Source organism: Modestobacter marinus (genome assembly GCF_011758655.1).
Lineage (GTDB): Bacteria > Actinomycetota > Actinomycetes > Mycobacteriales > Geodermatophilaceae > Modestobacter > Modestobacter marinus.
Genome location: NZ_JAAMPA010000001.1, coordinates 710,563 through 736,375, shown reverse-complemented (window position 1 = coordinate 736,375; position 25,813 = coordinate 710,563). Strand labels below are relative to the sequence as shown.

Genomic DNA, 25,813 nt, shown 5'->3' with positions numbered 1-25,813 from the left:
GTCACCTGATCGAACACTGTCCCCCCGCACCAACGCTGATGCGGGGGGACAGTCGTTGGTGCAGGGGGACGGCGGCGCCTCAGACGGCACCGGCCCGCGACCGCTGCAGCAGCCGGAGCCCGACGACGACGGTGGGGGCGGCGCCGACCAGCGCGAACGCGGCGAACAGCAGCGGCTGGAACGGCAGCGCCATCGACAGCACCAGGGCGGCGACCGCCGGGGCCAGCAGCCACCAGCCGATGACCCCGTCCCGGGCCAGGCCGGCCAGGGCCACGACCGGTCCGATCAGCCCGAGCAGGGTCAGCGTGCCGACGACCCCCATCCCGGCCGAGCTCTCGACCGTGGTGAACAGCGCCTCCGCCGTCGCCGGGTCCAGCTCGCGCCCGATGGCACCGGTCCAGAAGTCCGACAGCACCAGGCCGGTGACGCTGACCAGCCCGAGGGCCGACAGCAGCGCGCCGACGACGGTGAGGGTGCCGCCGCGGCGGCCGCGGACGAGCGCCGGTGCGGCCAGCCAGGCGAGTGCGTGCAGCAGGTTGCCGTAGTGCAGCAGCAGCGCCGAGAGCGCGGTCTGACCCTCGTCCCGGGCCAGCGACGCGACGTAGTCGGCGGCGGCCATCGAGTCCGCCGGCGGCGAGGTCGCCATCCCAGCGACGTAGAGCAGCGGGCCGGCGATCAGCGCACCGCCGGCGATCGGCAGCAGCCGGGCGGCGGCGCTGCGGGTGGGCCGGTCGACGGCGGGGGCGGTGGCCGGCCGGCCGGTGGGCGGGGTGAGCTGGGTGGTCATGGTCGTCCTCGGATCGGTGGGGCACCGGCTCGTCGCGGTGTCGGCGAGGACGCTAGGAACGGACGGGGGTGCCCGGCGTCCGTCCGCACGCACCGACCGGGGTCCGCCGGACGGCGGAGCGGTGGCCGCGGCGGGTCCGTCGTGCGGGGGATGTCCGGCCCTCTCCCGGCCCCCTACCGTGCTCGCATGCCGCGCTGGGACGTCCGCTCCGCCGGCCGCTGGGTCTGGCCGGGTGTCGGCCTCCTCATCGGCGGCATGGCCGTGCTGGAGTCGGCGCTCGACGACTTCCTCGGCCAGGGCATGGCGCTGGCGGTGCCCGGCGTGGCGGTCGGGCTGCTGCTGGTCTGCTGCCCGCGCTGGCCGGCCGCCGCCGCCCTGCTGGGCTCGGCCTCGGTGCTCGGCAACTTCGCGCTGGACTCCCCGGGGCCGGGCGGTGCCCAGCTCATCGGCATGGCCGTGCTGGTCGGCCACGCCGCCGCGGTGCTCTCGGCCCGGCGGGGCGCCCTGGTCGCCGCGGCGGCGACGCTGCTGGTCCTGGTGGCCGGCCTGCTGTTCTCGCCGTCGCCGTGGGAGGGCTTCTTCTACCTGCTGGTCACGGGCGTCGCCTGGGGGGTCGGGGCTCTCGTCCGGCAGTCCCGGCAGCGGTCCCGGGAGCTGGAGGTGCTGGCCGCCCGGCTGGCCGCCCAGCAGGAGACGGTGGCGACGGCGGCGGCGGTGGCCGAACGGGCCCGGATCGCCCGGGAGGTGCACGACTCGGTGGCTCACTCGGTGAGCGTGATGGTGCTGCAGATGGGCGGCCTGCGCCGGCTGCTGCCCGACCAGCCGCAGGCCCAGGAGGTGCTGCTGGGCCTCGAACGCCTCGGCCGGGAGGCGGTGGACGAGATGCGCCGGGTGGTCGGCGTGCTCCGCGAGCACCCGGACGGCGCCCCCGCTCCGCAGCCGTCGCTGTCCCGGCTGGACGCCGTACTGGACGAGCTCCGGGCCGGTGGTGTGCCGATCGAGCTGACCGTCACCGGGGCGCCGGCGGAGCTGCCGCCGCTGGTCGACGTCTCCGCCGTCCGGGTCGTGCAGGAGGCGCTGTCCAACGTGGTCCGGCACGCCGGCGGCGCCGCCACCTGCGTCGAGGTCGCCCACCGCGCCGACCGGGTCACGGTGACGGTGACCGACGACGGCCGGCCGCGGGTGGCGCCCTCGGCGGACCGGCCCGACCCCGCGCCGGGCGGGCACGGGCAGCTGCACATGCGGGAGCGGGTCGCCGTCGCCGGCGGGAGCCTGGAGGTCGGACCGCTGCGCGGTGGCGGCTACCGGGTGCGGGCGACGTTCCCCGTGCCCCGCTCGGCCCGGCCGCAGGAGGTGCGATGACGATCCGGGTGGTGCTCGTCGACGACCAGGCCATGGTCCGCACCGGGCTGCGGATGGTCCTGGCCGCCGAACCCGACCTCGAGGTCGTCGGGGAGGCGGCCGACGGGGCCGAGGGGGTGCGGGTGGTGGCCGAGCTGCGGCCCGACGTCGTCCTGATGGACGTCCGGATGCCGGGGGTGGACGGGCTGGAGGCCGCCCGCCGGATCCTCGCCCAACAGCTGCCGACCAGGGTGGTCGTCCTGACCACCTTCGACCAGGACGAGTACGTGGCCGCCGCGCTGCGGGCCGGGGTGAGCGGCTTCCTGCTCAAGGTGGCCCCGCCGGAGGACCTGGTGGCCGCCGTGCGCACGGTCGCGGCCGGACAGGGGCTGCTGGACCCCGCGGTCACCCTGCGCGTCATCGAGTCGTTCGCGGCCGCGCCGGCCCCGGACCCGGTGCGGGCCGGGCAGCTGGCCCAGCTGACGGAGCGGGAGACCGACGTCCTGGAGCTGCTGGCCACCGGCCTGTCCAACGCCGAGATCGCCGGCCGGCTGTACCTGGGTGAGGCGACGGTGAAGACGCACGTCAGCCGGGTGCTGCTCAAGCTGGGCCTGCGCGACCGGGTGCAGGCGGTCGCGTTCGCCTACGAGAGCGGCCTGGTCACCCCCGGCCGGTGACCGGCCGCACGCCTGCCCGAGTCGCCGCCCGGCAAGGCAGCCGGGAGGATGGGGCGCAACTGTTCGATGCGCCTGGGTCGGTGCGTGCACCCGCACGCGCGGCCGGCGACCACCGGAAGGGACCCGTTGGGCCTGCTGCTCCTGCTCCACCTGCTCGCCGCGGTCGGCGCGCCGCTGCTCGTGCGGTGGTGGGGACGGCAGGCGTTCCTGGCCCTCGCCCTGGTGCCCGCGGCCGCCTTCGGGTGGGTGCTGACCCGGCTGGGCACCGTCGTCGGCGGGGGAGAGGTCCGCGAGACGCTCTCCTGGATCCCGGCGCTGGACCTGCAGATCGCGCTGCGGCTGGACGCGCTGGCGTTGACCTTCGCCGCCCTGGTCACCGGGGTCGGCGCGCTCGTGCTGGTCTACTGCGCGCGCTACTTCGAGGACGACGAGGAGGGCGTCGGCCGGTTCGCCGGCGTGATGACCGCCTTCGCCGGGTCGATGCTCGGCCTGGTGCTGGCCGACGACGTGCTGGTGCTCTACGTCTTCTGGGAGCTCACCACCGTCTTCTCGTTCCTGCTGATCGGCGGCTCGGGGGCCAAGCTGGCCGGACGGCGGGCGGCCAGCCAGGCGCTGCTGCTCACCACCGCCGGCGGCCTGGCGATGCTCGTCGGGCTGCTGATGATCTCCGCGGCCAGCGGCAGCCGGCTGCTGTCGGAGATCGTCCTGGACCCGGGCAGCGGCCCGGTGATGGTGGCCGGCACGATGCTGGTCCTGGCCGGCGCGGTCACCAAGTCGGCGATGGTGCCCTTCCACTTCTGGCTGCCCGCCGCGATGGAGGCGCCCACCCCGGTCAGCGCCTACCTGCACGCCGCGGCCATGGTGAAGGCCGGCATCTACCTGGTCGCCCGGCTCGCCCCCGGCCTGGCCGACGTCCCCGGCTGGCGGCCGGTCGTGCTCGGGCTCGGCGTGGCCACCATGCTGATCGGCGGCTGGCGCTCGCTGCGGCAGAACGACCTCAAGCTGCTGCTGGCCTTCAGCACCGTCAGCCAGCTCGGCTTCCTGATCACCATGGTCGGCGCCGGCAGCCAGGAGCTGGCCGCGGCCGGGCTGGCGATGACCATCGCGCACGCGCTGAGCAAGTCGACGCTGTTCCTCTCCGTCGGCGTGATCGACCACGCGACCGGGGTGCGCGACCTGCGGTTGCTCTCCGGGCTCGGCCGGCGGATGCCCGCCCTCGCCGTCATCGCCACCCTCGCCGCCGCCAGCCTGGTCGGGTTGCCCCCGTTCCTGGGCTTCGTGGGCAAGGAGGCGGCGTTCACCGCACTGTGGGAGGGCGGCCTGCCCGACCGGGTCAGCGCCGTCGTCGTCCTGGTCGGCCTGGTGCTCGGGTCGGTGTTCACCGCCGCCTACTGCGCCCGCTACCTGTGGGGCGCCTTCGCGCGGAAGCCGGAGCTGCCCGAGACCGCCCCGGCGGAGCTCGAGCACCACCCCGGGCCGCTGTTCCTCGCGGCGCCGGCCGTCCTGGCGCTCGCCGGGCTGGCGGCCGGCCCGGCCAGCCCGTTGCTGGACCACCTGGTGGCCGCCTACGCCGAGACGCTGCCGCTGATCGCCCCCGAGTCCGAGCACCTGGCGCTGTGGCACGGCCTGCAGCCGGCCCTCGCGCTCTCCGCGGTCACCCTGCTCGGTGGCGCCGCGATCTTCGCGCTCCGGTCGCAGTTCACCCGGCTGCAGCACCGGCTGGCCGTGGGCGCCTCCGCCGACGAGAGCTACTGGAACACCCTGCAGGGCCTGGACCGGATCGCCGTCCTGGTGACCGGGACGACGCAGCGCGGGTCGCTGCCGACCTACCTGGGCACGATCCTCGTCGTCGTCCTGCTGGTGCCGGGGCTGGTGCTGCTGGCCCGCACCCCGTGGCCGGACGAGTGGCGCGCCTGGGACACCCCGCTGCAGGCGCTGGTCGGCGCGGTGGTGCTGGGCGCGGCCGTGCTGACGGTGCGGATCCGGCAGCGGCTGTCCGCGGTGCTCGCCGTCGGGGTCACCGGCTACGGGCTGGCCCTGCTGTTCGTGCTGCACGGCGCCCCGGACCTGGCGCTCACCCAGTTCCTGGTCGAGACGTTGAGCCTCGTCGTCTTCGTGCTCGTGCTTCGCAAGCTGCCCAAGGACATCGGTGAGCGCCACCGGCCCGCCGAGCGGACCGTGCGTGCCGTGATCGCCGTCTGCGTCGGCCTGGTGATGGCCGGGGCGGGGGCGGCGGCGCTCGGCGCCCGGACGGCCACCCCGGTGTCGACGGAGATCCCCGAGCTCGCTCTCGAGGAGGGCCACGGGCAGAACGTGGTCAACGTGATCCTCGTGGACATCCGTGCCTGGGACACCCTGGGCGAGCTGTCGGTGCTGGTCGTGGCGGCGACCGGGGTGGCCAGCCTGGTCTTCCTGCGGCACCGCACCGGGGCTGTCGACCGGGCGACCGCCGAGGAGACGTCCGGCGACGGTGGCGACGCGCGGCGGGCGCCGCGGGAGCAGTGGCTGTCGGCGTCGTCCACGCTCGCGCCGCAGCGCCGGTCGGTGGTGCTGGAGGTCGCCACCCGTTTCCTCTTCCACACGATCGTCGTCTTCTCGCTGTTCCTGCTCTTCTCCGGCCACAACGACCCCGGTGGCGGCTTCGCCGGTGGGCTGGTGGCCGGGCTCGCCCTCGTCCTGCGCTACCTCGCCGGCGGTCGCTACGAGCTCGGTGAGGCCGCCCCGGTGCCGCCGGGCCTGCTGCTGGGCGGCGGCCTGGTGTTCGCCGGCGGCACCGGACTCGCCGCGCTCGTGCTCGGCGGCGCGGTGCTGGAGTCGGCCTACCTGGAGGCCGACCTGCCGGTGCTGGGACACGCCAGCCTGCCGACCGCGCTGTTCTTCGACATCGGCGTCTACCTGATCGTGGTCGGCCTCGTCCTGGACATCCTGCGCAGCCTCGGTGCCGAGCAGGACCGCCAGGAGGACGAGGAGGACCCGGTCGACGCCGCTCCCGAGGAGGTGATCGTGCGATGACCCCCACCATCGTGCTGCCGATCGTGATCGGTGGCCTCTACACCGCAGGGGTCTACCTGCTGCTGGACCGCAGCCTCACCCGGGTGATCCTCGGCTTCATCCTGCTGGGCAACGCCACGAACCTGCTGCTGCTGTCCGCGAGCGGGCCGGCGGCGCTGGCGCCGGTCTTCGGGTACGCGGAGGCGGAGGAGATGAGCGACCCGCTGCCGCAGGCGCTGGTGCTCACCGCCATCGTCATCACCTTCGGCGTCACCGCCTTCCTGCTGGCGATGGTGCACCGCTCCTGGCGGCTGGTCCGCCAGGAGGTCATCGAGATCGACGAGGAGGACCGCCGGGTCGCCAGCCGGGAGGGGCAGGACGCCGACGACATCGACCCCGGCGAGCTCCCGCCGGAGGACCGGCCGGCCGGGAAGGGCAACACCCTGCACTCGGACGTGGACGTCGAGGCACAGCTCGCCCAGCGCTACGCGGGGATCCCCTCCGACGACGTGACCTTCCCGCCGACCCGGGGGGCGCAGTCGTGACCGAGGTGCTCGCACCGTTGCCGGTGCTGCTGCCGCTGCTCGGCGCGGCCGCCACCCTGCTGGTGGGTCGCCACCCCCAGCTGCAGCGGGCGGTCAGCATCCTGGTGCTCACCGCCGTGGTGGCCGTGTCGGTCGCCCTGCTGTTCATCGCCGACGCCAACGGGGCCGCGGCGATCGCCGTCGGCGACTGGCCGGTCCCGGTGGCGATCATGCTGGTGGTCGACCGGCTCTCGGCGCTGATGCTGGTGGTCGCCAGCACCGTGGGGCTCGGGGTCCTGGTGTTCGCGGTCGGCCAGGGCACGGCCGACGGCGACGAGGACACCCCGCTGTCGATCTTCCACCCGACGTTCCTGGTGCTCATCGCCGGCGTGAGCTACGCGTTCCTGGCCGGCGACCTGTTCAACCTCTACGTCGGCTTCGAGGTGCTGCTGACCTCCAGCTACGTGCTGCTGACCCTGGGCGGTTCGGCGCCGCGGATCCGGGCCGGCATCACCTACGTGGTGGTCAGCCTGCTGAGCTCGCTGCTGTTCCTGGCCTCCATCGCCCTCGTCTACGCGGCGACCGGCACGGTGAACATGGCCCAGCTGTCGCTGCGGATCGCCGAGCTGCCCGACGGGACGCAGCTCCTGCTGCACGGCCTCCTGCTCATCGCCTTCAGCATCAAGGCGGCGGTCTTCCCGCTGTCGGCCTGGTTGCCCGACAGCTACCCCACCGCCCCGGCCCCGGTCACCGCGGTGTTCGCCGGGCTGCTCACCAAGGTCGGGGTCTACGCGATCATCCGCACCCAGACCCTGCTGTTCCCGGACGGCGCCCTGGACGACCTGCTGATGTGGGCCGCGCTGGCCACCATGCTGATCGGCATCCTCGGCGCCGTCGCGCAGAGCGACATCCGCCGGACGCTGTCCTTCACGCTGGTCAGCCACATCGGCTACATGGTCTTCGGCATCGCCCTCGCCTCGGCCGCCGGCCTGGCCGGTGCAATCTTCTACGTGGTCCACCACATCGCCATCCAGACGACGCTGTTCCTGGTCGCCGGCCTGATCGAACGGCGCGGCGGGACGATGGCCACCGGCCGGCTGGGCGGGCTGGCCACGGCCTCCCCACTGCTGGCCGTGCTCTTCTTCATCCCGGCGATGAACCTGGCCGGCATCCCGCCGTTCTCCGGCTTCATCGGCAAGGTGGGGCTGCTCGGCGCCGGGATCGCCGACGGGGGCTGGGCCGCCTACGTGCTGGTGGGCGGCGCGGTGGTCACCAGCCTGCTGACCCTCGTGGCGATGTCCCGGATCTGGACCCGGGCCTTCTGGCGCCCGCGGGCGCAGTCGGCGTCCGCGGACACGGCCGCGGCGGCGGCCCACGACGCAGGCCCCGACGTCGGCCCTGACGACGACCCCACCGGGGCGGACGAGCCGGCCGACGACGACTTCGTCACCGAGGCGCCCGCCGGTGCGACCTCCACGACCGAGGCCCGGCAGACGGGCCGCCGGGGCGCCTGGGCGCGGCACGTGGCCGTGGCCACGGCAGCGCCCGCGGGCGGCGAGGGTCGGCCGCGCGGTGGTGACGAGGACCGGGAGCCCTCCCTGCAGCCGCTGCCGGCGGTGATGACCGCCGCCACCGGGGTGATGGTGGCCCTCACGGTCGGCCTCACCGTGGTCGCCGGTCCGCTGTACGGGCTGACGACTCGGGCCGCGGAGGACCTGCGGGACCGGCTGCCCTACATCGAGGCCGTCTACGGCGAGCAGGCCCCCTGATGAGCGGTGCGATGCGACTGCGGCACCAGCTGCCGGTGCTCACCTGGCTGGTGCTGATCTGGATCCTGCTCTGGGGCACCCTGTCCTGGGCCAACCTGCTGTCCGGGCTGCTGGTCGCGGTACTGGTGACCAACGTGCTGCCCCTGCCCGCGGTCATGGCCGGGGCACGGCTGCACCCGGTGGCCCTGCTCCGCTTCGCCGGCTACTTCCTCAAGGACCTCACCGTCTCCAGCGCGCAGGTCGCCTGGCAGGCGATCCGGCCCAGCGGCATGCAGCAGGGGGCGATCATCGCCGTGCAGCTGCGCACCGACTCCGATCTGCTGCTCACCCTGATCGCGGAGTCGCTGACGCTGGTCCCGGGTTCGATCGTGCTGGACCTGGACCGGCCGCGGCGGACGCTGGGGGTCCACCTGCTGCACGTGGACGACATGGACGACGTGGAGCGACAGCGGGCCGGTGTGCTGACCATGGAGAAGCGGGTCGTGCGCGCGTTCGGCACCAAGGAGGACATCGCCCGGCTCGAGGACACCCCCCGCCAGGGGGACGACGGCCCGGTCGGGGAGCCCGTGTCCGGGTCGGACGGCGCGGAGGTGTCACGGTGACGGTCTTCTCGGTCGTGGTCTACACGATGCTCGGGGTGGGTGCCGTGCTGGCGGTCGTCCGGCTCATGCTCGGGCCCTCGCTGCTCGACCGCGTGGTGGCCACCGACACCGTGCTGGTGATCATCACCGCCGGTCTGGCGCTGTACGCGGCGCTGGAGCGTGACCCCACGATCGTCCCGGTGCTCGTGGTCGTCTCGCTGCTGGCCTTCGTCGGGTCCATCGCGGTGGCGCGGTACATCGGCGGCATGCTGCTGCGCTCCTCGCACGACGACAGCGAGGAGACCGGGCTGGGTCCCGCCGGCGCCGAGCGGAACGCGCCGTTGCGCGGGGAGGACGTCACGTGAACGACTTCGACTCCGTGCCCGACTGGATCGCGGCCGTCCTGCTGCTGGTCGGGGCCTTCCTGTGCCTCACCGCGGGCCTGGGCGTGCTCCGCTTCCCCGACGTCCTCTCCCGGATGCACGCCGGCACCAAGCCCCAGGTCATGGGGGTGCTGCTGATCCTGGCCGGCGGCGCCATCCGGCTGACCGGCTGGTCGGCGACCTGGATGCTGCTGCTGGTCGCGGCGTTCCAGCTGATCACCGCGCCGGTCAACGCGCACATGGTCAGCCGGATCGCCTACCGGCGCCGGCACGTCCGCCGCGACAAGCTGTTCGTCGACGAGCTCGCCGACGCGGCCCGGGGCGCCGAACTCCGCGCCGGGCAGAAGGGCGTGGAAGGCGACCACCCCGCCGATGCACCGGCCGGGTACCAGGCCGAGCCCGAGGTCGTCGAGGACGACGGAGCCGGCGACGCCGGGGCCAGGGACGACGAGGTGCCCGACGGCCGGGCCCCCGACGACGGGACCTCCCCGGACCGGGCCTCCGACGACCGGACCCCGGACGAGCGAGCCGGCGCTGGAGTGGCCGGCGACGAGCCGGCCGAGCGGCCGCGCGGCTGACCCGTCCGGGTGCGGTGGACACCGCACCCGGACGGGCAGGGTGGACTACACCTGCCGCTGGGCCCGGTTCACCGCGGAGACGACCGCGCGCAGCGACGCGGTGACGATGTTGGCGTCGATCCCCACGCCCCACAGCACCCGCTCGCCGACCGCGCACTCGACGTAGGCGGCCGCCCGCGCGTCGCCGCCGGAGGAGAGCGCGTGCTCGGCGTAGTCGAGCACCCGGACGTCGACGTCCACGCTGGCCAGCGCGTCCACGAACGCGGCGATCGGGCCGTTGCCGCGGCCGTGGACCGTGGTGGGCACGCCGGCGTCGGTGAGCTGGGCGGTGAGCTCGTCGGGACCGGTGCCGGACGCGGTGTGCTCGTGCCCGCTGAGCGCGAAGCGGCCCCACGGGGCGTCGGCGTCGGGCAGGTACTCGCTGGAGAACGCCGTCCACATCTGCTCGGCGGTCACCTCGCCGCCCTCGTCCTCGGTGTGCCGCTGGACGACGGCGCTGAACTCGATCTGCAGTCGGCGCGGCAGGTCGAGGTGGTTCTCGGTCTTCATGATGTAGGCGACGCCGCCCTTGCCGGACTGGCTGTTCACCCGGATCACGGCCTCGTAGCTGCGGCCGACGTCCTTGGGGTCGATCGGCAGGTAGGGGACCGCCCACGGGATGCCGTCGACGCTCGTGCCGGCTGCCTCGGCGTCGGCCTTCATGACGGCGAAGCCCTTGTTGATCGCGTCCTGGTGGGAGCCGGAGAAGGCGGTGTAGACGAGGTCGCCGCCGTACGGGTGCCGCTCGTGCACGCCCAGCTGGTTGCAGAACTCGACGGTGCGCCGGATCTCGTCGATGTCGGAGAAGTCGATCTGCGGGTCGATGCCCTGGCTGAACAGGTTCAGGCCGAGGGTCACCAGGTCGACGTTGCCGGTGCGCTCGCCGTTGCCGAAGAGGCAGCCCTCGATCCGGTCCGCGCCCGCGCGGTGGCCCAGCTCGGCGGCGGCCACCGCGGTGCCCCGGTCGTTGTGCGGGTGCAGGCTCAGCACGACGGAGTCGCGGCGGCCCAGGTTGCGGTGCATCCACTCGATCTGGTCGGCGTAGACGGTCGGCTCGGCCATCTCCACGGTCGCCGGCAGGTTGAGGAGGGTCGGCCGGTCCGGGGTCGGCTCCCAGACGTCGGTGACGGCGTTGCAGACCTCGACGGCGAAGTCGAGCTCGGTGCCGGTGAACGACTCGGGGGAGTACTGGAACCGGATCTCGGTGTCCCCGGCCTGCTCGGCCAGCTTGCGCACCAGCTGCGCGCCGTGGACGGCGATGTCGGTGATGCCCGCGCGGTCCTGGCCGAAGACGACCCGGCGCTGCAGCGTGGAGGTGGAGTTGTAGAGGTGCACGATCGCCTGCTTGGCGCCGCGCAGCGACTCGAAGGTCCGCTCGATCAGCTCGTCCCGGGCCTGGGTCAGCACCTGGACGGTCACGTCGTCGGGGACCAGGTCCTCCTCGACCAGCTCGCGGATGAAGTCGAAGTCGGTCTGGCTGGCCGCCGGGAAGCCGACCTCGATCTCCTTGTAGCCCATCCGCACCAGCAGCTCGAACATGCGCCGCTTGCGCTCGGGGGTCATCGGGTCGATCAGGGCCTGGTTGCCGTCGCGCAGGTCGACGGCGCACCAGCGCGGGGCGGCCGTCGTGGTCGTCTCCGGCCAGGTGCGATCGGGCAGCGGGACGGGCGCGAAGGGCGCGTACTTGCCGATCGGCATCGGCGAGGGGCGCTGGGGGTTGCGGGCGTGCGGGTGGTTCTCGTTCACGGGGGCTCCTCTGGCGGGCTGCGGACAGCTCCGGGATGCGGTCAGCTGGCGCCCGGGGACGCGCGATCACCGCGGCGAGGGGGCCGACCTAGGAGAGGGCCTCGCCGCGGCTGATAAGCAGGAGGCTGCCGCGCACGGGGCAACCGTAGCAGCGGGTCAGGCGACGTCGCAGCCGCAGGCGCAGGCCGGTGCGTGCCCGAGGTGCTCGTTGGAACCCTCCGCGTACTCGCAGCCGGGCGGGCAGGTGCAGCCGGTGCCCCAGTCGGGGTCGCCCAGGTCGCCGGCGGCGAGCCTCACGCGCCACACGGCCTCCCGTCGTTCCTGTTCACGCCGGAGGGCCGCCCATCGCCGTGCGGCGGCGCGTTCGGCCACGGAGTCGCCGGGGCGCTGCTGGTGGTGGTCGTCGGCCGTGCCCTGCTGCCTGCGCCAGGAGTCGCGGGTGCGACGGTCCCGGTCGAAGGTGAAGTCGGGCTGGCCGCGGGTGTACCGGTGGGGGCCGTACCACCAGCCTTCGTCGCCGTGTCGGGTGTCCAGGTGGGCGGGGAAGTGACGGCCGCCGCGATCCCGGACGGTGGCCGGGGACATCGGTGTCACCTCGGCCCCCTGCGCGTCCAGCAAGACCAGTCGGAGCCGGGCGAGCGAGACGATGCGGCTGAGCTCGCCGACCCCCAGGTCGCCGCGGCCGGTCTCCGCCCGCCCGAGCCGATCCCGGGACACGCCGGCTGCCGCGGCCAGCTCCCGCTGCGACATGTCGGCCAGCCGCCGCACCCGGCGCAGGAGCCCCGCCACGTCGACGCCCCCGCCACTCCGCGCAGCCGCAGCCGCAGGTTCATTCACCTGCTCCAACTCCCGCCCCCGCCCCGACTCCGGCACTCGCACCGGTTCTGGCTCCGGCAGGGGCTCCGGCACGGGCTCCGACTCCGGCACTCGCACCGGCAAGGGTTCCGGCACAGGCTCCGACTCCGGCACTCGCACCGGTATTGGCTCCGGCAGGGGCTCCGGCACGGGCTCCGACTCCGGCACTCGCACCGGTACTGGCTCCGGCAAGGGCTCTGGCTCAGGCACGGACCGAGCGTGGCGACCCATCCGCCCGCTGACACCACCCGCTCGAGAACTGTGGACAGACCCTTCCCGAGCGAGTGGCGTTAGAAGGGTTCAGAGCAGTAGTGCTCTGGCTGCACTGCTGCACCAGAGCACTACTGGCCAGGGACTGCCTGTGGCGCAGGGGACCTGCCGCATCGCACCTGCCGCTTGGACCTGCCGGGGGCATTCGGACCTGCCGTTGGGCTTCGGCCCTGCCGTGGGCTTCGGCCCTGCCGTGGGCTTCGGCCCTGCCGTGGGCTTCGGCCCTGCCGTGGGCTTCGGCCCTGCCGTGGGCTTCGGCCCTGCCGTGGGCTTCGGCCCTGCCGTGGGCTTCGGCCCTGCCGTGGGCTTCGGCCCTGCCGTGGGCTTCGCCTGCCGTGGGCTTCGGCCCTGCCGTGGGCTTCGGCCCTGCCGTGGGCTTCGGCCCTGCCGTGGGCTTCGGGCCCGCCGGGGTCCTTCAAATCTGCAGTGGCCCGCCGCGGACCTGCCGTGCGGTCCAGACCTGCCGTGCGGTCCGGACCCGCCGTGGGCGCCAACGTGCTGCGCGGGAGCGCGCCGCGAGTCGCAGGCCTGCGCGGATCGGGATCTGCCGCTTGCCCGGGGCCGTCTCGGCGGAGGACCTGCGGCGCCGGACCCCTCCGGAGGCGGTCTCGTCCGGCGGACGGGGGCAACCGGCGCACGGCTTGCAGGTCCCGCCCACGAGCCGCCGACGACCTGCCGTGCGGGCGTGGGTCGGCCATGTCCCGCCGGTAGCCTGAGCCCGTGGCCTTGGTGGTACAGAAGTACGGCGGCTCCTCCGTCGCGAACGCCGAGCGCGTCAAGCGCGTGGCCGAGCGCATCGTCGAGGCGAAGAAGAACGGTGACGACGTGGTCGTCGTCGTCTCCGCCATGGGTGACACGACCGACGAGCTCCTCGACCAGGCCAGTCAGATCACTGCTGACCCACCGGGTCGCGAGCTCGACATGCTGCTGACCGCCGGTGAGCGCATCTCCATGGCCCTGCTGGCCATCGCGATCTCCACCCACGGGTACGAGGCCCGGTCGTTCACCGGCTCGCAGGCCGGGGTGATCACCACCTCCAGCCACGGCAAGGCGCGGATCATCGACGTCACGCCGGGGCGCCTGCGGGACGCCCTCGACGACGGCTCGATCGTCATCGTCGCCGGCTTCCAGGGCGTCAGCCAGGACACCAAGGACGTCACCACCCTCGGACGCGGCGGCTCGGACACCACCGCCGTGGCCGTCGCGGCGGCCCTGCGCGCCGACGTCTGCGAGATCTACACCGACGTCGACGGCGTCTTCACCGCCGACCCGCGGATCGTCCCGAACGCCAAGCGGCTGGAGACCATCACCTACGAGGAGATGCTCGAGCTGGCCGCCTCCGGGGCGAAGGTGCTCATGCTCCGCTGCGTCGAGTACGCCCGCCGGTACGGCATCCCGGTGCACGTCCGCAGCTCCTACTCACAGCTCCCCGGCACGATCGTGGCCGGCTCGATGGAGGACCTCACCGTGGAACAGGCGATCATCACCGGCGTCGCGCACGACCGGAGCGAGGGCAAGATCACCGTCTCCGGGGTGCCCGACCGGCCGGGTGAGGCAGCACAGATCTTCCGCGTGCTCGCCGACGCCGAGGTCAACATCGACATGATCGTGCAGAACGTCTCCACCGAGGCGAAGCTGACCGACATCTCCTTCACCCTGCCGGTCAGCGACGGCCCCACGGCCATCGCCGCCCTGGAGCGGGTCAAGCACACGGTCGGCTACACCGGCGTCAGCTTCGACCAGCACATCGGCAAGGTCTCCCTGGTGGGCGCCGGCATGCGTTCGCACCCGGGGGTCTCGGCCAAGTTCTTCGGCGCGCTCGCCGACGCCGGGGTGAACCTGGAGCTGATCAGCACCTCGGAGATCCGCATCTCCGTGGTCTGCCGGGACACCGACGTGGACCTCGCCGTCCGCGCCGTGCACGACGCCTTCGACCTCGGCTCCGACGCGGCCGAGGCAGTGGTCTACGGAGGGACCGGACGATGAGCCGCCCGCTGCACCTGGGGATCGTCGGCGCGACCGGTCAGGTCGGCGTGGCCATGCGCTCGATCCTGGCCGAGCGGGACTTCCCGCTGGCCTCGATCCGGTTCTTCGCCTCCGCCCGCTCCGCCGGCAGCACCCTGCCCTGGGGAGACGGGCAGGTCGTCGTCGAGGACGCCGCCACCGCCGACCCCACCGGGCTGGACGTCGCGCTCTTCTCCGCCGGTGCCACCACCTCACGCGCGCAGGCGCCGCGGTTCGCCGCCGCCGGGGTCACCGTCATCGACAACAGCTCCGCGTTCCGCCGCGACCCGGCGATCCCGCTGGTCTGCAGCGAGGTCAACCCCGGTGACATCGCGCTGGCCGCCGAGGGCCGGATCATCGCCAACCCGAACTGCACCACGATGGCCGCGATGCCGGTGCTCAAGCCGCTGCACGACGAGGCCGGGCTGACCCGCATCGTGGCCAGCACGTACCAGGCGGTCTCCGGCTCCGGTGTGGCCGGCGTCCGCGAGCTGCACGGGCAGGCGCTCGGCACCGTGGAGAAGGCCGACGAGCTGGCCTACGACGGGTCGGCCGTGGCCTTCCCCGCGCCCGCCGTGTACGTCGCCCCCATCGCGTTCAACGTGCTGCCGATGGCCGGCTCGATCGTGGACGACGGCAGCTTCGAGACCGACGAGGAGCAGAAGCTCCGCAACGAGAGCCGCAAGATCCTCGGCATCCCCGAGCTGCGGGTCTCCGGCACCTGCGTGCGGGTGCCGGTCTTCACCGGGCACTCGCTGTCGCTGAACGTCGAGTTCGCCGAGCCGCTGTCCGTGGCGCGGGCGACCGAGCTCCTGGCCGGCGCACCCGGCGTCCAGCTCTCCGACGTCCCGACCCCGCTGCAGGCCGCCGGCACCGACCCCAGCTACGTCGGCCGGATCCGCCAGGACGGCGACCGCGGACTCGCGCTGTTCATCAGCAACGACAACCTGCGCAAGGGCGCCGCCCTCAACACCGTCCAGATCGCGGAGCTCATCGCCGCCTCCCGCTGAGGTCGGTCTCCTCGGGCAGGATGGCGCGGTGACGTCCGAGCTGCCCGTGCCCGAGGGGCAGCCGCGGCCCGGGGCGGACCTCTACACGCTGCGCGGGATGATCGAGGTGGAGCTCGCGCTGGCCGACGGTGTGCCGGTCGACGCCGCCCACGCCCTGCTCAGCGACGCCGCCGTCCACGCGTTCGGACCGCGCTGGTACGAGTGGCTGACCGACGCGCTGGCCGCGGAGGGGCGGGACCCGGCGGAGTTGCCGGTCGTGCTGACCGACGACCCGCTCGCCGAACGGGTCCTGGAACTCCTCCACGCCCGGATGGCCGCCGACGACGAGGCGCCCGACCCGCCCGGTGCGGAGTTCGGCTGGTACGCCTACGCCCCCGGCGACCCGAGGGGCAGCCGGGGGCGGTACCGGCGCGCGGTCACGCGGCGGCGGGGAGAGCGCCCGCCAGGCGCTGCTCACCCCGCCGCGTCCCCGCGTGGCCGGCCGGCGCAGGGGCCGCTAGGGCGCCACGTGGCGCAGCGCGAAGGAGAGCGCCACCTCCACCTGCCGGATCGTCTCCTCGATCACCAGGGAGCCGTGGCCGGCGTCGAAGCGGTAGACCTCGTGGTCCTTGCCGCGCTCGGTCAGCGCGGCCAGGTAGTTGTCGATCTGGCGGATGGGGCAGCGCGGGTCGTTCGCGCCGGCGACGACGAGCACCGGAGCGGCGACCGCGTCGACGTAGGTGATCGGCGAGAAGCGCACGTAGACGTCGCGCACCTCCTCCGGTGAGCCGCCGAAGAGCGCGCGGTCGTAGGCCCGGAGCCCCTCCATCTCGTCCTCGTAGGCAGCCAGGTAGTCCGCGACCGGTACCTCGGCGATCCCGGCCGACCAGCGCTCGGGCTGGGTGCCCAGGCCGAGCAGCGTGAGGAAGCCGCCCCACGAGCCGCCGGTGAGGATCGTCCGGTTCGGGTCGACCACGCCCTCGGCGACCAGGGCGTCGTAGACGGCGCCGACGTCCTCCAGCTCGGTCAGCCCCGGTCGCCCGGTGAGCGCGTCGCGCCACTCGCTGCCGTAGCCGGTGGAGCCCCGGTAGTTCACGTGCACCACCGCGTAGCCGGCGTCGACGTAGGCCGCCCGGCGGGCGCGGTAGGAGTCGTCGTCCTGGGACTCCGGGCCACCGTGCACCAGGAAGGCGGTCGCGAACGGGCCTTCCCCGGCGGGCCGGACGAGCAGGGCGTGCACGTCCCCACCGGGGCCCGGCACCCAGCGGTCCTCGACCGGGTAGGCGGCCGGCGGCGTCTCACCGGGCGCGGCCAGCACCACCGGGCCATCGGCCCGGCGGATGACCGGCGGCAGCTCGGCCGACGACCAGGCCAGCTCCACGGTGCCGTCGGGTCGGGCGGTCGCACCACGGACGACGCCACGGGGGGTGTCCAGCTGCTCCAGCGACCCGGAGGTCAGGTCGTAGCGGTACAGCTCGCTGCGCGCGGCGTGGTCGTGCCCGACCAGCAGCGCCGAGCCGTCCGGGTACCAGCCGGCGGTGACGTCGCCGGGCAGGTCGAGGACCAGCTCGGTCTCGGTATCGGTGGCGATGTCCCAGATCAGCAGCTCCTCGCGGCCGCGACGCTCGTGACCCACCAGCAGCCGCTGGTCGCCGGCGGAGGGGGAGAAGCTCAGCGCGTGCAGTCCGCGGCCCTCGCCGTCCCACTTGTCGGCGACGAGGGAGAGGTCGGCGGTGCGCAGCACGCGCAGCGCCGGGTAGCGCGGGTCGCCGTGCTCGGAGTGCGAGAAGACCAGCAGCGAGTCGTCGCGGGAGAGCGCGTCCACCCCTGCGGTGTCCGGCGAGGAGTAGAAGACCGTCGGCGTGCCGCCGGCGGGGGCGACCCACAGCTCGCTGCCGTCGTCGGTGGAGCGGCCCACGGCGGTGACCGTGTGCCCGAGCTCCAGCCCGGCGGGGTAGGCCGGGCCCACCTCCGGCAGGGCCACGGCGTCCGGCCCGCCGGCGAAGGGCTGGGTCATCCAGACGCCGAACTCGTCGCCGTCGGTGTCGGCGAACCACCAGATCGTCTCGCCGTCGGGGGTCAGCGTCGCGGCCAGGGTGCCGTTGGGCCGGTCGGTCACCTGGCGGTGCGCGTCCGTGTCCCGGTCCCAGGCGTACTGCTCCATGACGCCGCTGGCGTCGGAGGCGTACAGGCTGCGCTGCGGGGCGTCCTCGGCCCAGTCGGGCAGGCTGACCCGGGGGGCGCGGAACCGGGCCTGCCAGCGCGCGGTGACCTCCTCGGGGAGGGCGGGTGCGGGCGGCTTCGACGAGGGCTCGGCGGTCACCGGGTCATCTTCCCCCTGCGCCGGCGCCGACCTCCGCGGCGGGCGGCCGGCCGGCGGCCGGCCGCTCGACCCCGGCGTCGCGGACGTCGCCGATGAGCTGCTCCAGCACGTCCTCCAACGCCACCAGGCCGAGCACCCGGTCACCGTCCCGCACCAGCCCCAGGTGCGCGCCGGAGCGGCGCATCTCCCGCAGCACCTCCGGCAGCGGCTCCGCCGGGGTCAGCGCGACGAAGTCGATCACCGCCTGGGCGGGCACGGGCTGGTCCCGGTACGTCGGGCCGCTGCCCAGCACGTCCTTGACGTGGACGTAGCCGACCAGTGCGCCGCTGTCGTCGCGCATCGGGTAGCGGCTGTAGCCGTACTCGGCGACGACCCCCTCCAGCTGCCGGGGCGTGGAGTCCCGCGGCACGGTGACCAGGGAGTCCGGCGGCAGCAGGACCGAGCTGACGTCGTGCTGCTCGAAGGTGAGGGCGCCGGCGGCGAGGTCGCTGACCTCGCTGCCCAGCAGCCCCTCCCGCCGCGACTGGGTGATCATCGACTGGATCTCGTCGTGGTCGAAGCTGGCCGAGACCTCGTCGGTCGGCGTGACCCCGAACAGCCGCACGAAGCCGTTGGCGACGGTGTTGAAGAACCAGATGAACGGCTTCAGCACCCGCACCACCACGGCCAGCGGGGGGCCCAGGGCGATCGCGGCCCGGTCGGGACCGGCGATGGTGATGTTCTTCGGCACCATCTCGCCCAGCACCATGTGCAGCACGGTGACCAGCGAGAGGGCGATCACCAGGGCGATCGGGTGCAGCAGCGCCTCCGGCGCCCCGACGGCCTCCAGCGGGACCTCGATCAGGTGCGCGACCGCGGGCTCGCCGATCGCGCCGAGCCCCAGGGAGCACAGCGTGATCCCCAGCTGCGCGCCGGCCATCATCTGGCTGACGTTGCGCATCGCGACCAGCGTCTTCTGGGCGCGCGCCGAACCGGCCTCCGCGCGCGGCTCGATCTGGTCGGCCCGGGCGGAGACGAGCGCGAACTCGGCGGCGACGAAGAACGCGTTGCCCAGCAGCAGGAGGACCAGGACGAAGAGCGCCAACCCGTCGCTCATGCCTGGGCCGCCTCTCGTACGGGGTGGACGGCGGTGGCGCCGGCCGGTCGGGTCGTGTCGTCGGGCGGTGCCTCGTCGTCCTCGGCCGGGACGGGCGTGGCCCGCAGCCGCGAGACGCGCCGTCCCTCGATCTCGTCGACGGTGAGCCGCCAGCCCTCGATCTCCACCGACTCACCCCGCTCCGGCAGGCGGGCCAGCCGCTCCACGACGAACCCGGCGACCGTCTCGTACCGGCCCTCGGGCACCGAGACCCCCGTGCGCTCCCGCAGCTCGTCCGGGCGCAGCAGGCCGGAGAGCACCCAGTCGTCGGCGTCGCGGCGCAGCTGGCGCAGGGGCCGGTCGGTCTCGTCGGTGATCTCGCCGACCAGCTCCTCCACGATGTCCTCCAGCGTCACGATGCCGTGGGTGGCACCCCACTCGTCGACGACCAGGGCCAGCTGGAGCCCCTGCTCGCGCAGCAGGTCCAGCAGCGGGTCCAGGTGCAGGGAGGAGGGGACGGCGAGCACCGGCTCGGCCAGCTCGCCCGCCGTGCGCTCGAGCCGCTCCTCGTCGGGGACGGAGACCGCGTGCTTGACGTGCACCACGCCGGTCACCTCGTCGAGGTCGGCACCGTAGACCGGGAAGCGGGAGTTGCCCGACCGGATGGCGGCGTCGATGACGTCGGCCGCGGTCGCCGTCGAGCTCAGCGTCCACAGCCGGGTGCGCGGCGTCATCACGTCGGTGGCGAACTTCTCGCGGAGACCCAGGGAGCGGGCCAGCAGCCGGGCGGCGACGGGGGAGAGGTCGCCCTCCTCGGCCGAACGGCGGGCGACCGCGGCCAGACCCTGCGCGTCACGGGTGTCGTCGAGCTCCTCGCGGGGCTCGAATCCCAGCCGGCGCACGATCGCGTTGGCCAGCCGCTGCAGGGAGCGCACGACCGGCCCGGCGACCGTGGTGAACAGCCGCATGCCGGGCGCGACCAGCGAGGCGGTGGGCAGCGGCCGGGCGATCGCCAGGTTCTTGGGCCCCAGCTCGCCGATGATCATCTGCAGGAACGTGGCCAGGAAGATGGCCAGCGCGATGGCGATCGGGCTCGTGGCGTTCTCCGGGAGGCCGATCGCCTCCAGCACCGGCTCGAGCAGGCCGCCCAGTGCGGGCTCGGCGAGGAAGCCCACGACCAGGGTGGTCAGCGTGATGCCCAGTTGCGCGGCGGACAGCTGGGTGGACAGGCCCCGCAGGGCCGTCACGACGCCGGCCGCGCCGGTGTCCCCGGCCGCTGCCGCCTCCTGGGCCTTGCCTCGGTCCACCGTGGTGAGGGAGAACTCGGCCGCGACGAAGAACCCGGTGAGCGCGGTCAGCACCACGGCCGCCAGCAGGAGCAGCCATTCGGTCACCGTGGGGCAGGTGCCCTCGCCGGCCCCGGCGGAAACCGTGCGCGTGAGTGACGTGGACCCCTGGAACGCACTCAGGGACCGCCGGGTCGGCGGTCCCTGAGTGGATGGTCGGGGTGACAGGATTTGAACCTGCGGCCTCGTCGTCCCGAACGACGCGCGCTACCAAGCTGCGCCACACCCCGAGGTGCGTCGAGAACTGTACTCGACGCCCACGGGCTCCTCGTAGGGGCCCACCGTGAGTGGGTGGAGACCCTGTCGAGGGCGGCTGGGCGGGGCCTTCAGCCGGCGGTCCGGGCGACCAGGGTCAGCAGGGTGGCCTCTGGCGGGCAGGCGAACCGCACCGGCGCGTACGGACTGGTGCCCAGCCCGGCCGAGACGTGCAGCCAGGTGCCGTTCGGGGCGGCGGCGGAGGGCTCCGCCCACCGGTGCAGCCAGCGCACGTGCTCGCGGTCGATGCCGCAGTTGGTGACCAGGGCCCCGTAGAACGGCACCCGCAGCTGCCCGCCGTGCGTGTGCCCGCACAGCAGCAGGTCGTACCCGTCGGCGGTGAACCGGTCGAGCACCCGCGGCTCGGGGGAGTGCACCAGCCCGATCCGCACGTCGGCGGTGGGGTCCGCCGGGCCGGCGACGTCGTCGTAGCGGTCCAGCTTCAGGTGCGGGTCGTCGACGCCGGCCAGCGCGATCCGCACCCCGCGCACGGTCAGCGTCCCGGTGTGGTTGGTGAGGTCCAGCCAGCCCCGGGCGGTCATCCCGTCGCGGAGCTCCCGCCACGGGAGCTCGTCACCGTGCACCCGCTTGTGCTCGGTCTTGAAGTACTTCAACGGGTTCTTCGGCCGGGGCGCGAAGTAGTCGTTGCTCGCCAGCACGAACGCGCCGGGGAGCTCCATCAGCGGCTCCAGCGCCCGCAGCGTCGCGGGGACGGCGTCCATGCCGGCCAGGTTGTCCCCGGTGGTGATGACGACGTCCGGGTGCAGGGCGGCGAGCCCGGCGACCCAGGCCTGCTTGCTGTGCTGGCCGGCGGTCATGTGCAGGTCCGACAGCTGCAGGACGCGGAGCGGCCGTGAGCCCGGTGGCAGCACCGGGACGTCGAAGCGCCGCAGCGTCCAGTGGGTGCGCTCGACGAGGCCCGCGTAGGCGACGGTCGCGGCGCCGGTGGCCAGCAGGGCGGCAGGGACGGCGGTGGTCGCGCGCATCCCCTGAGCCTAGGGGGAGGGGAACTGTGTCGTCCCGGCCCGGGCGGAGGTGGCAGGCTCTGCACCGTGCCTGAGCTGAAGGACCGACTGCGCGCCGACCTGACCACCGCCATGGAGGGCCGCGACGAGCTGCGCACCGCGACGCTGCGCATGGTGCTCGCCGCCGTGACCGCCGAGGAGGTCTCTGGCAAGGAGGCCCGCGAGCTGAGCGACGAGGAGGTGCAGACGGTGCTGCGCCGGGAGGCGAAGAAGCGCCGTGAGGCCGCCGAGGCATTCGGCGGCGCCGGCCGCGCCGACCAGGCCGAGCGGGAGAAGGCCGAGGAGGGGGTGCTGGCCACCTACCTGCCCGCCCAGCTCGAGGACGCCGACCTGACCGCGCTCGTCGCCGACGTGATCACCACGACCGGTGCGGCCGGCATGAAGGACATGGGCAAGGTCATGGGCGCCGTGCAGGGCCGGGTGGCCGGTCGGGCCGAGGGCGGCCGGGTGGCCGCCGAGGTGCGCCGACAGCTCGGCTGAGCGAAGGGGCAGGCCCAGCTCGGCTGAGCGAGGAGACCGGGCCAGCTCGGCTGAGCGAGGAGACCGGGCCAGCTCGGCTGAGCGGAGGGGCCTGGCAGTCCGGGTGAGCGGTGAGGCAGGGCGCGGGCAGCGCCCCGGAACGGCAGAGGGGCCGGGCCCGCAGGCCCGGCCCCTCTGCCGTTCGTCCGGTCAGCCCGGCTGCCCGTCCCCGTTCAGGTCGGGCTGCGGAGCCGCCGGGTCGGCCGGGGGAGCCGCCTCGGTGGTCGGCGCCGCGGCGGTCGACGGTGCCGGCTCGACGACCGGCGCGGGGGCCGGGGCCGGCGAGCTCGCCGGGCTGGTGTCCCGGCTCGACGACCGGTTCCAGCGCCGCGACTCGCGGTCGTCGCCGTCGTTCGAGGACGAGGACGAGGACGAGGGCCGGGCGCTCGTGGGCGGTGCGTCCACCCCGCTCCCGGCGTACTTCGGGTCGGCCGCCGGGAAGGCGGCGGTGGGCTGCCCCGAGAGGATCGGCAGCATCGCGTCGTGCCAGATGGTCGCCGGGCGCCCGCCGCCGTAGCCGCCGACGCTGTCGATGCCGGTCGGGCGGAACACCATGACGCTGGCGGCGTACTCCGGGGTGAACCCGACGAAGGTCACCGAGTCGTTGTTGTTCACCGTGCCGGTCTTGCCGGCGATCTGGTGGCCGGGGACGTAGGCGCGTGCGCCGGTCTGCATCGGGTTGCCCGGCTCGACGTCCTTGCGCAGCATCTGGGCCAGGGTGTTGGCGAGGCCGGGCTCGACCACCTGCTCGCACTGGTCCCCGGGGACCACGGGCTGGCCCTCGTCGTCGGTGACCGGCTCGCCGTTGCGGTCGACGATCTGCAGGACCGGCTTCGGCGCGCACTTCACCCCGCTGGCCGCGATCGTCGCGTAGGCGTTGGCCAGGTCGAGCGGGCTGACCCCGTCGGTGCCGAAGGCGAAGGAGGGCCGGTTCTCGTCGATGATCTTCTGCGCCGGCGTCTGGGTCACCGAGTAGTCGAAGTTCATGCCCAGCCGCTCGGCCATCCGGACGGCCGGCTCGATGCGGCCCAGCGCGTCCTCCAGCGCCAGGAAGTAGGTGTTGGAGGACATGTAGAGCGCCTGCGTCATGGTCAGCGTGTTCGGGTAGTTGTTCCCGACGTTCTCGACCTCGTAGGGCTCGTACTCCGCCGTATCGGTGTTGAAGCCCTGGTAGACGCGGCTCCGGTAGGGCTCGCTGGTGGTGATCGTGTGACTGGCCGGCAGCCCCTGCTCCAGGGCGGCCGCGGCGACGAAGGTCTTGAACGTCGACCCGGAGCCCTTGGTGGGGATGGTGGCGAAGTTGACCGACTCGCAGCCCGCGGCCGGGTCGCCGCAGCCGAACCGCCGGTTCACGCTCATCGCCATCACGTGCCCGGTGCCGGGCTCGATCGCGTCGTAGACCCCGACGATCGGGTCGCCCATGCCCTGGGTCGCGAGCACGGCCTGGTCGCCGGCGACCTGCATGTCCGGACGCAGGGTGGTCTGGATCGTCCAGCCGTTGTCCTTGATGTCGTCCATGCTGAGCCCGAGGGCCTGGGTCAGGTAGCTCATGACGTAGTCGCAGAAGAAGCCGCCGATCGCGGCGTCGATGCACCCGTTCGGGGCGTTGCCGCCGGGGGCCAGCGGGATCGGCGCGGCCGTGGTGTCGGCCAGCTCCTGGTCGGTGATGTGCCCGAGCTGGTGCATCCGGTTCAGCACCTGGTTGCGCCGCTCGGTCGCCTCCGCCGGGTAGGAGATCGGGTCGAACTTGGGGCTCTGCACCAGCCCGGCGAGCACCGATGCCTGCGGCAGCGTCAGGTCGATGGCGTTCACGCTGAAGTACTTCTGCGCGGCCGCCTGGATGCCGTAGGCGCCCTGGCCGAAGTAGGCGATGTTCAGGTAGCGGGTGAGGATCTCGTCCTTGGAGTACTCCTCCTCCAGCGCGAGGGCGAGGCGGGCCTCCTTGAGCTTGCGGCCGACCGACTCCTCCTCGGCGGCAGCCCGCTCCTCCGCGTTGTCCGCGGTCTGCAGCAGGGTCTGCTTGACCAGCTGCTGGGTGAGCGTGGACCCGCCCTCGAGGACGGCCCCGGCGGCGACGTTCTTCGCCAGCGCGCGGGCCGTGCCCTCCACGTCCAGCCCGTTGTGCTGGTAGAAGCGCGAGTCCTCGATGTCGACGATCGCCTGCTTCATCACGTCGGAGATCTGGTCGTGCGTCACCGGCGTGCGGTTGTTGTCGTAGAACTGCGTGATCGGCTGCCCGTCGGCGGCCACCATGGTGGCGTTGCCGTTCGGCGTCTCGTCGGTGAGCTCGACCGGGAGGGCGTCGAGCAGGCTGGCGGAGTTCCGGGCGGCGAGCCCGGTCCCCCCGACCCAGGGCAGCAACATGGCAGCGACCAGGGCGCCGGCCACGACGATCGTGGCGGCCAGCTTGACCAGGGCACCGAGCGGAGAACGCGCAGAGTCGGACATCGCAGGCCAAGGTACCTGTCCGGCGGGCCTGCGTCCCCTGCCTCGGACGCAACTCGCGGAGCACCTGAGGACGACGCGCGGAGCGGCCTGCCGAGGACGTCGGCAGGCCGCTCCGCGCGGCCGTCAGGAGGTCTGGTAGCGGTTCGCCCGCTTGAACGTGCCCATGTCGTTGAACCGCACGCCGTTGGCGGCCAGGACCGGGTGGATGTCCCGCTCCATGAGCTGCCGGACGTAGAACGGGTCGGCCACGTAGAAGTGGTGGATCGGGTGGGTGCTGCCGAAGTTCAGGCAGAAGACCTGGAAGGGGACCAGGTACCAGCGGTTGAAGACCTGGGTCTGCTGTAGGACGTTGCCCTGCTCGACGTCCCCCTGGTAGTGCATGTTGCTGCTGATGAAGTGCAGGCAGAAGCCCCGCCAGACGTTGGGGCCGACCCACACCACGGTCAGCACGGTCAGCGCGTGCAGCCAGGTCGCGGGCACCTCGGCGCCCAGCCAGCTGGCCAGGTGCAGGCCGAGGAACGCGTACCAGATGGTGATCGCCACCGGCGTCAGGCCGAGGCTGGCCTTGAGGATGGTCCGCCGCCAGAGCGCGTCCTCGGCGTCCTTCGGCCTGGTGGTGACGATCCGGATCAGCGCCGGCACGTACGGGTCGAGCAGGCTGTAGAGCCGGACGGCGCCCCACGGCTTGCCGTTGGTGATCGACACCTCCTCGATGTCGTCGGGCAGGCCCGAGTACGCGTGGTGCCGCAGGTGCAGCCGGATCCGGTAGACGGGGTTGATCGTGTAGGGGCGGATCGCCCAGACGCCGAAGAGCAGCGCGTACCGCACGGCCTTGCGGCGGCGGAAGTAGAGCGCGTGGATCAGGTCGTGCTCCACCTCGTGCCCGACGGCGGCGAAGGCCGCCGACAGCAGCAGGGTCACGTACCAGGGCAGCACCCCGGTCAGGTACAGCGCACCGCTGCCGGTGAAGCCGAGGACGGCGACGGCGAAGGCGGTCAGCCCGAGGGCGTCCTGGTGCCGCAGCACCGGGTGCTCGCGCCGAAGCTCCTGCGACCGGCGACGGATGGCGCTGGTGATGACCCGGGTGCGGGCCTTGTCGTCGGGGGAGAGCCCGGCGGTGTCGACCGGGATCTCGACGGGGAGGTCGGCGGCGGGGACGGCGGTGCCGGTGCCGAAGAGGCCGGCCGGCTCCGGCGACGTCGTCGCGGTGGTGCGGTCGAGCTCGGGTGCGGTGCTCATGCCTGGTGTGTCATCCCTCCGACGGAACGGTCGGGCGGACGCTAACGGA

General features: G+C 73.6%; 20 protein-coding genes and 1 tRNA gene. 11 read left to right on the top strand and 10 right to left on the bottom strand.

What is annotated here, in order from left to right:
- Positions 1–79: 79 nt before the first annotated feature.
- Positions 80–787 carry a hypothetical protein gene (locus FB380_RS03510; protein ID WP_166753864.1) on the bottom strand — a complete coding sequence of 236 codons (708 nt, stop codon included), beginning with the start codon at positions 785–787 and terminating at the stop codon, positions 80–82.
- A 186-nt stretch (positions 788–973) separates the two neighbouring features.
- Between FB380_RS03510 and FB380_RS03505 the strand changes: the two genes are divergently transcribed.
- The 8 genes from FB380_RS03505 to mnhG all read left to right on the top strand — a co-directional run bounded on the left by FB380_RS03505 (position 974) and on the right by mnhG (position 9,631).
- Positions 974–2,149, top strand: a complete 1,176-nt coding sequence (locus FB380_RS03505; protein WP_166753863.1) for a sensor histidine kinase — start codon at positions 974–976, stop codon at positions 2,147–2,149.
- The gene (locus tag FB380_RS03500; RefSeq protein WP_166753862.1) at positions 2,146–2,805 is read left to right on the top strand and encodes a response regulator; all 660 of its coding nucleotides are present in this window, start codon (positions 2,146–2,148) and stop codon (positions 2,803–2,805) included. The genes FB380_RS03505 and FB380_RS03500 overlap by 4 nt, the downstream gene beginning before the upstream one ends.
- Positions 2,806–2,931: 126 nt before the next feature.
- Positions 2,932–5,817 (top strand): Na+/H+ antiporter subunit A, encoded by a 2,886-nt coding sequence (locus FB380_RS03495; protein ID WP_166753861.1) that lies wholly within the window; start codon positions 2,932–2,934, stop codon positions 5,815–5,817.
- A complete protein-coding gene (locus FB380_RS03490; RefSeq protein WP_166753287.1) occupies positions 5,814–6,341 on the top strand; it encodes a Na(+)/H(+) antiporter subunit C in 528 nt (175 codons plus the stop codon). The genes FB380_RS03495 and FB380_RS03490 overlap by 4 nt, the downstream gene beginning before the upstream one ends.
- Positions 6,338–8,089 carry a Na+/H+ antiporter subunit D gene (locus FB380_RS03485; protein ID WP_166756021.1) on the top strand — a complete coding sequence of 584 codons (1,752 nt, stop codon included), beginning with the start codon at positions 6,338–6,340 and terminating at the stop codon, positions 8,087–8,089. Before FB380_RS03490 ends, FB380_RS03485 begins: the two co-directional genes overlap by 4 nt.
- Complete coding sequence (locus tag FB380_RS03480; protein WP_166753860.1) at positions 8,089–8,691, top strand: Na+/H+ antiporter subunit E; 603 nt, start codon at positions 8,089–8,091, stop codon at positions 8,689–8,691. Before FB380_RS03485 ends, FB380_RS03480 begins: the two co-directional genes overlap by 1 nt.
- Positions 8,688–9,035 (top strand): MrpF/PhaF family protein, encoded by a 348-nt coding sequence (locus FB380_RS03475; RefSeq protein WP_166753859.1) that lies wholly within the window; start codon positions 8,688–8,690, stop codon positions 9,033–9,035. Before FB380_RS03480 ends, FB380_RS03475 begins: the two co-directional genes overlap by 4 nt.
- Positions 9,032–9,631, top strand: a complete 600-nt coding sequence (gene mnhG, locus FB380_RS24060) for a monovalent cation/H(+) antiporter subunit G (RefSeq protein WP_229681954.1) — start codon at positions 9,032–9,034, stop codon at positions 9,629–9,631. The genes FB380_RS03475 and mnhG overlap by 4 nt, the downstream gene beginning before the upstream one ends.
- A 45-nt stretch (positions 9,632–9,676) precedes the next feature.
- Here mnhG and leuA read toward each other — a convergent pair whose 3' ends face one another.
- Complete coding sequence (gene leuA / locus FB380_RS03465; RefSeq protein WP_166753858.1) at positions 9,677–11,416, bottom strand: 2-isopropylmalate synthase; 1,740 nt, start codon at positions 11,414–11,416, stop codon at positions 9,677–9,679.
- Between the two features lie 156 nt (positions 11,417–11,572).
- Positions 11,573–12,205, bottom strand: a complete 633-nt coding sequence (locus tag FB380_RS25255; protein ID WP_166753857.1) for a helix-turn-helix domain-containing protein — start codon at positions 12,203–12,205, stop codon at positions 11,573–11,575.
- A gap of 1,056 nt (positions 12,206–13,261) precedes the next feature.
- On the opposite strand from FB380_RS25255, the gene FB380_RS03455 reads away from it, so the two are divergent.
- Entirely contained in the window at positions 13,262–14,527 is a 1,266-nt protein-coding gene (locus tag FB380_RS03455) for an aspartate kinase (RefSeq protein WP_166753856.1), read from the top strand.
- Positions 14,524–15,555, top strand: coding sequence for an aspartate-semialdehyde dehydrogenase (locus FB380_RS03450; RefSeq protein WP_166753855.1), 1,032 nt, complete (start codon positions 14,524–14,526; stop codon positions 15,553–15,555). Before FB380_RS03455 ends, FB380_RS03450 begins: the two co-directional genes overlap by 4 nt.
- 496 nt (positions 15,556–16,051) lie before the next feature.
- Here FB380_RS03450 and FB380_RS03445 read toward each other — a convergent pair whose 3' ends face one another.
- From FB380_RS03445 to FB380_RS03425, 5 genes are all read right to left on the bottom strand, one after another.
- Positions 16,052–17,857, bottom strand: coding sequence for a S9 family peptidase (locus tag FB380_RS03445; RefSeq protein ID WP_166753854.1), 1,806 nt, complete (start codon positions 17,855–17,857; stop codon positions 16,052–16,054).
- A 4-nt stretch (positions 17,858–17,861) separates the two neighbouring features.
- Complete coding sequence (locus FB380_RS03440; RefSeq protein ID WP_166753853.1) at positions 17,862–18,953, bottom strand: hemolysin family protein; 1,092 nt, start codon at positions 18,951–18,953, stop codon at positions 17,862–17,864.
- A complete protein-coding gene (locus tag FB380_RS03435) occupies positions 18,950–20,326 on the bottom strand; it encodes a hemolysin family protein (protein ID WP_166753852.1) in 1,377 nt (458 codons plus the stop codon). The genes FB380_RS03440 and FB380_RS03435 overlap by 4 nt, the downstream gene beginning before the upstream one ends.
- 105 nt (positions 20,327–20,431) lie before the next feature.
- Positions 20,432–20,508 (bottom strand) — tRNA-Pro (locus tag FB380_RS03430).
- 96 nt (positions 20,509–20,604) lie between these two features.
- Positions 20,605–21,519, bottom strand: a complete 915-nt coding sequence (locus FB380_RS03425; RefSeq protein WP_166753851.1) for a metallophosphoesterase — start codon at positions 21,517–21,519, stop codon at positions 20,605–20,607.
- A gap of 66 nt (positions 21,520–21,585) precedes the next feature.
- Between FB380_RS03425 and FB380_RS03420 the strand changes: the two genes are divergently transcribed.
- Positions 21,586–22,038, top strand: a complete 453-nt coding sequence (locus FB380_RS03420; RefSeq protein ID WP_166753850.1) for a GatB/YqeY domain-containing protein — start codon at positions 21,586–21,588, stop codon at positions 22,036–22,038.
- A gap of 189 nt (positions 22,039–22,227) precedes the next feature.
- On the opposite strand, the gene FB380_RS03415 is transcribed toward FB380_RS03420, so the two are convergent.
- Both FB380_RS03415 and FB380_RS03410 read right to left on the bottom strand, forming a co-directional pair.
- Positions 22,228–24,525, bottom strand: coding sequence for a transglycosylase domain-containing protein (locus tag FB380_RS03415; protein ID WP_166753849.1), 2,298 nt, complete (start codon positions 24,523–24,525; stop codon positions 22,228–22,230).
- A 123-nt stretch (positions 24,526–24,648) separates the two neighbouring features.
- The gene (locus tag FB380_RS03410) at positions 24,649–25,764 is read right to left on the bottom strand and encodes a fatty acid desaturase (protein WP_166753848.1); all 1,116 of its coding nucleotides are present in this window, start codon (positions 25,762–25,764) and stop codon (positions 24,649–24,651) included.
- Between the last annotated feature and the right edge of the window lie 49 nt (positions 25,765–25,813).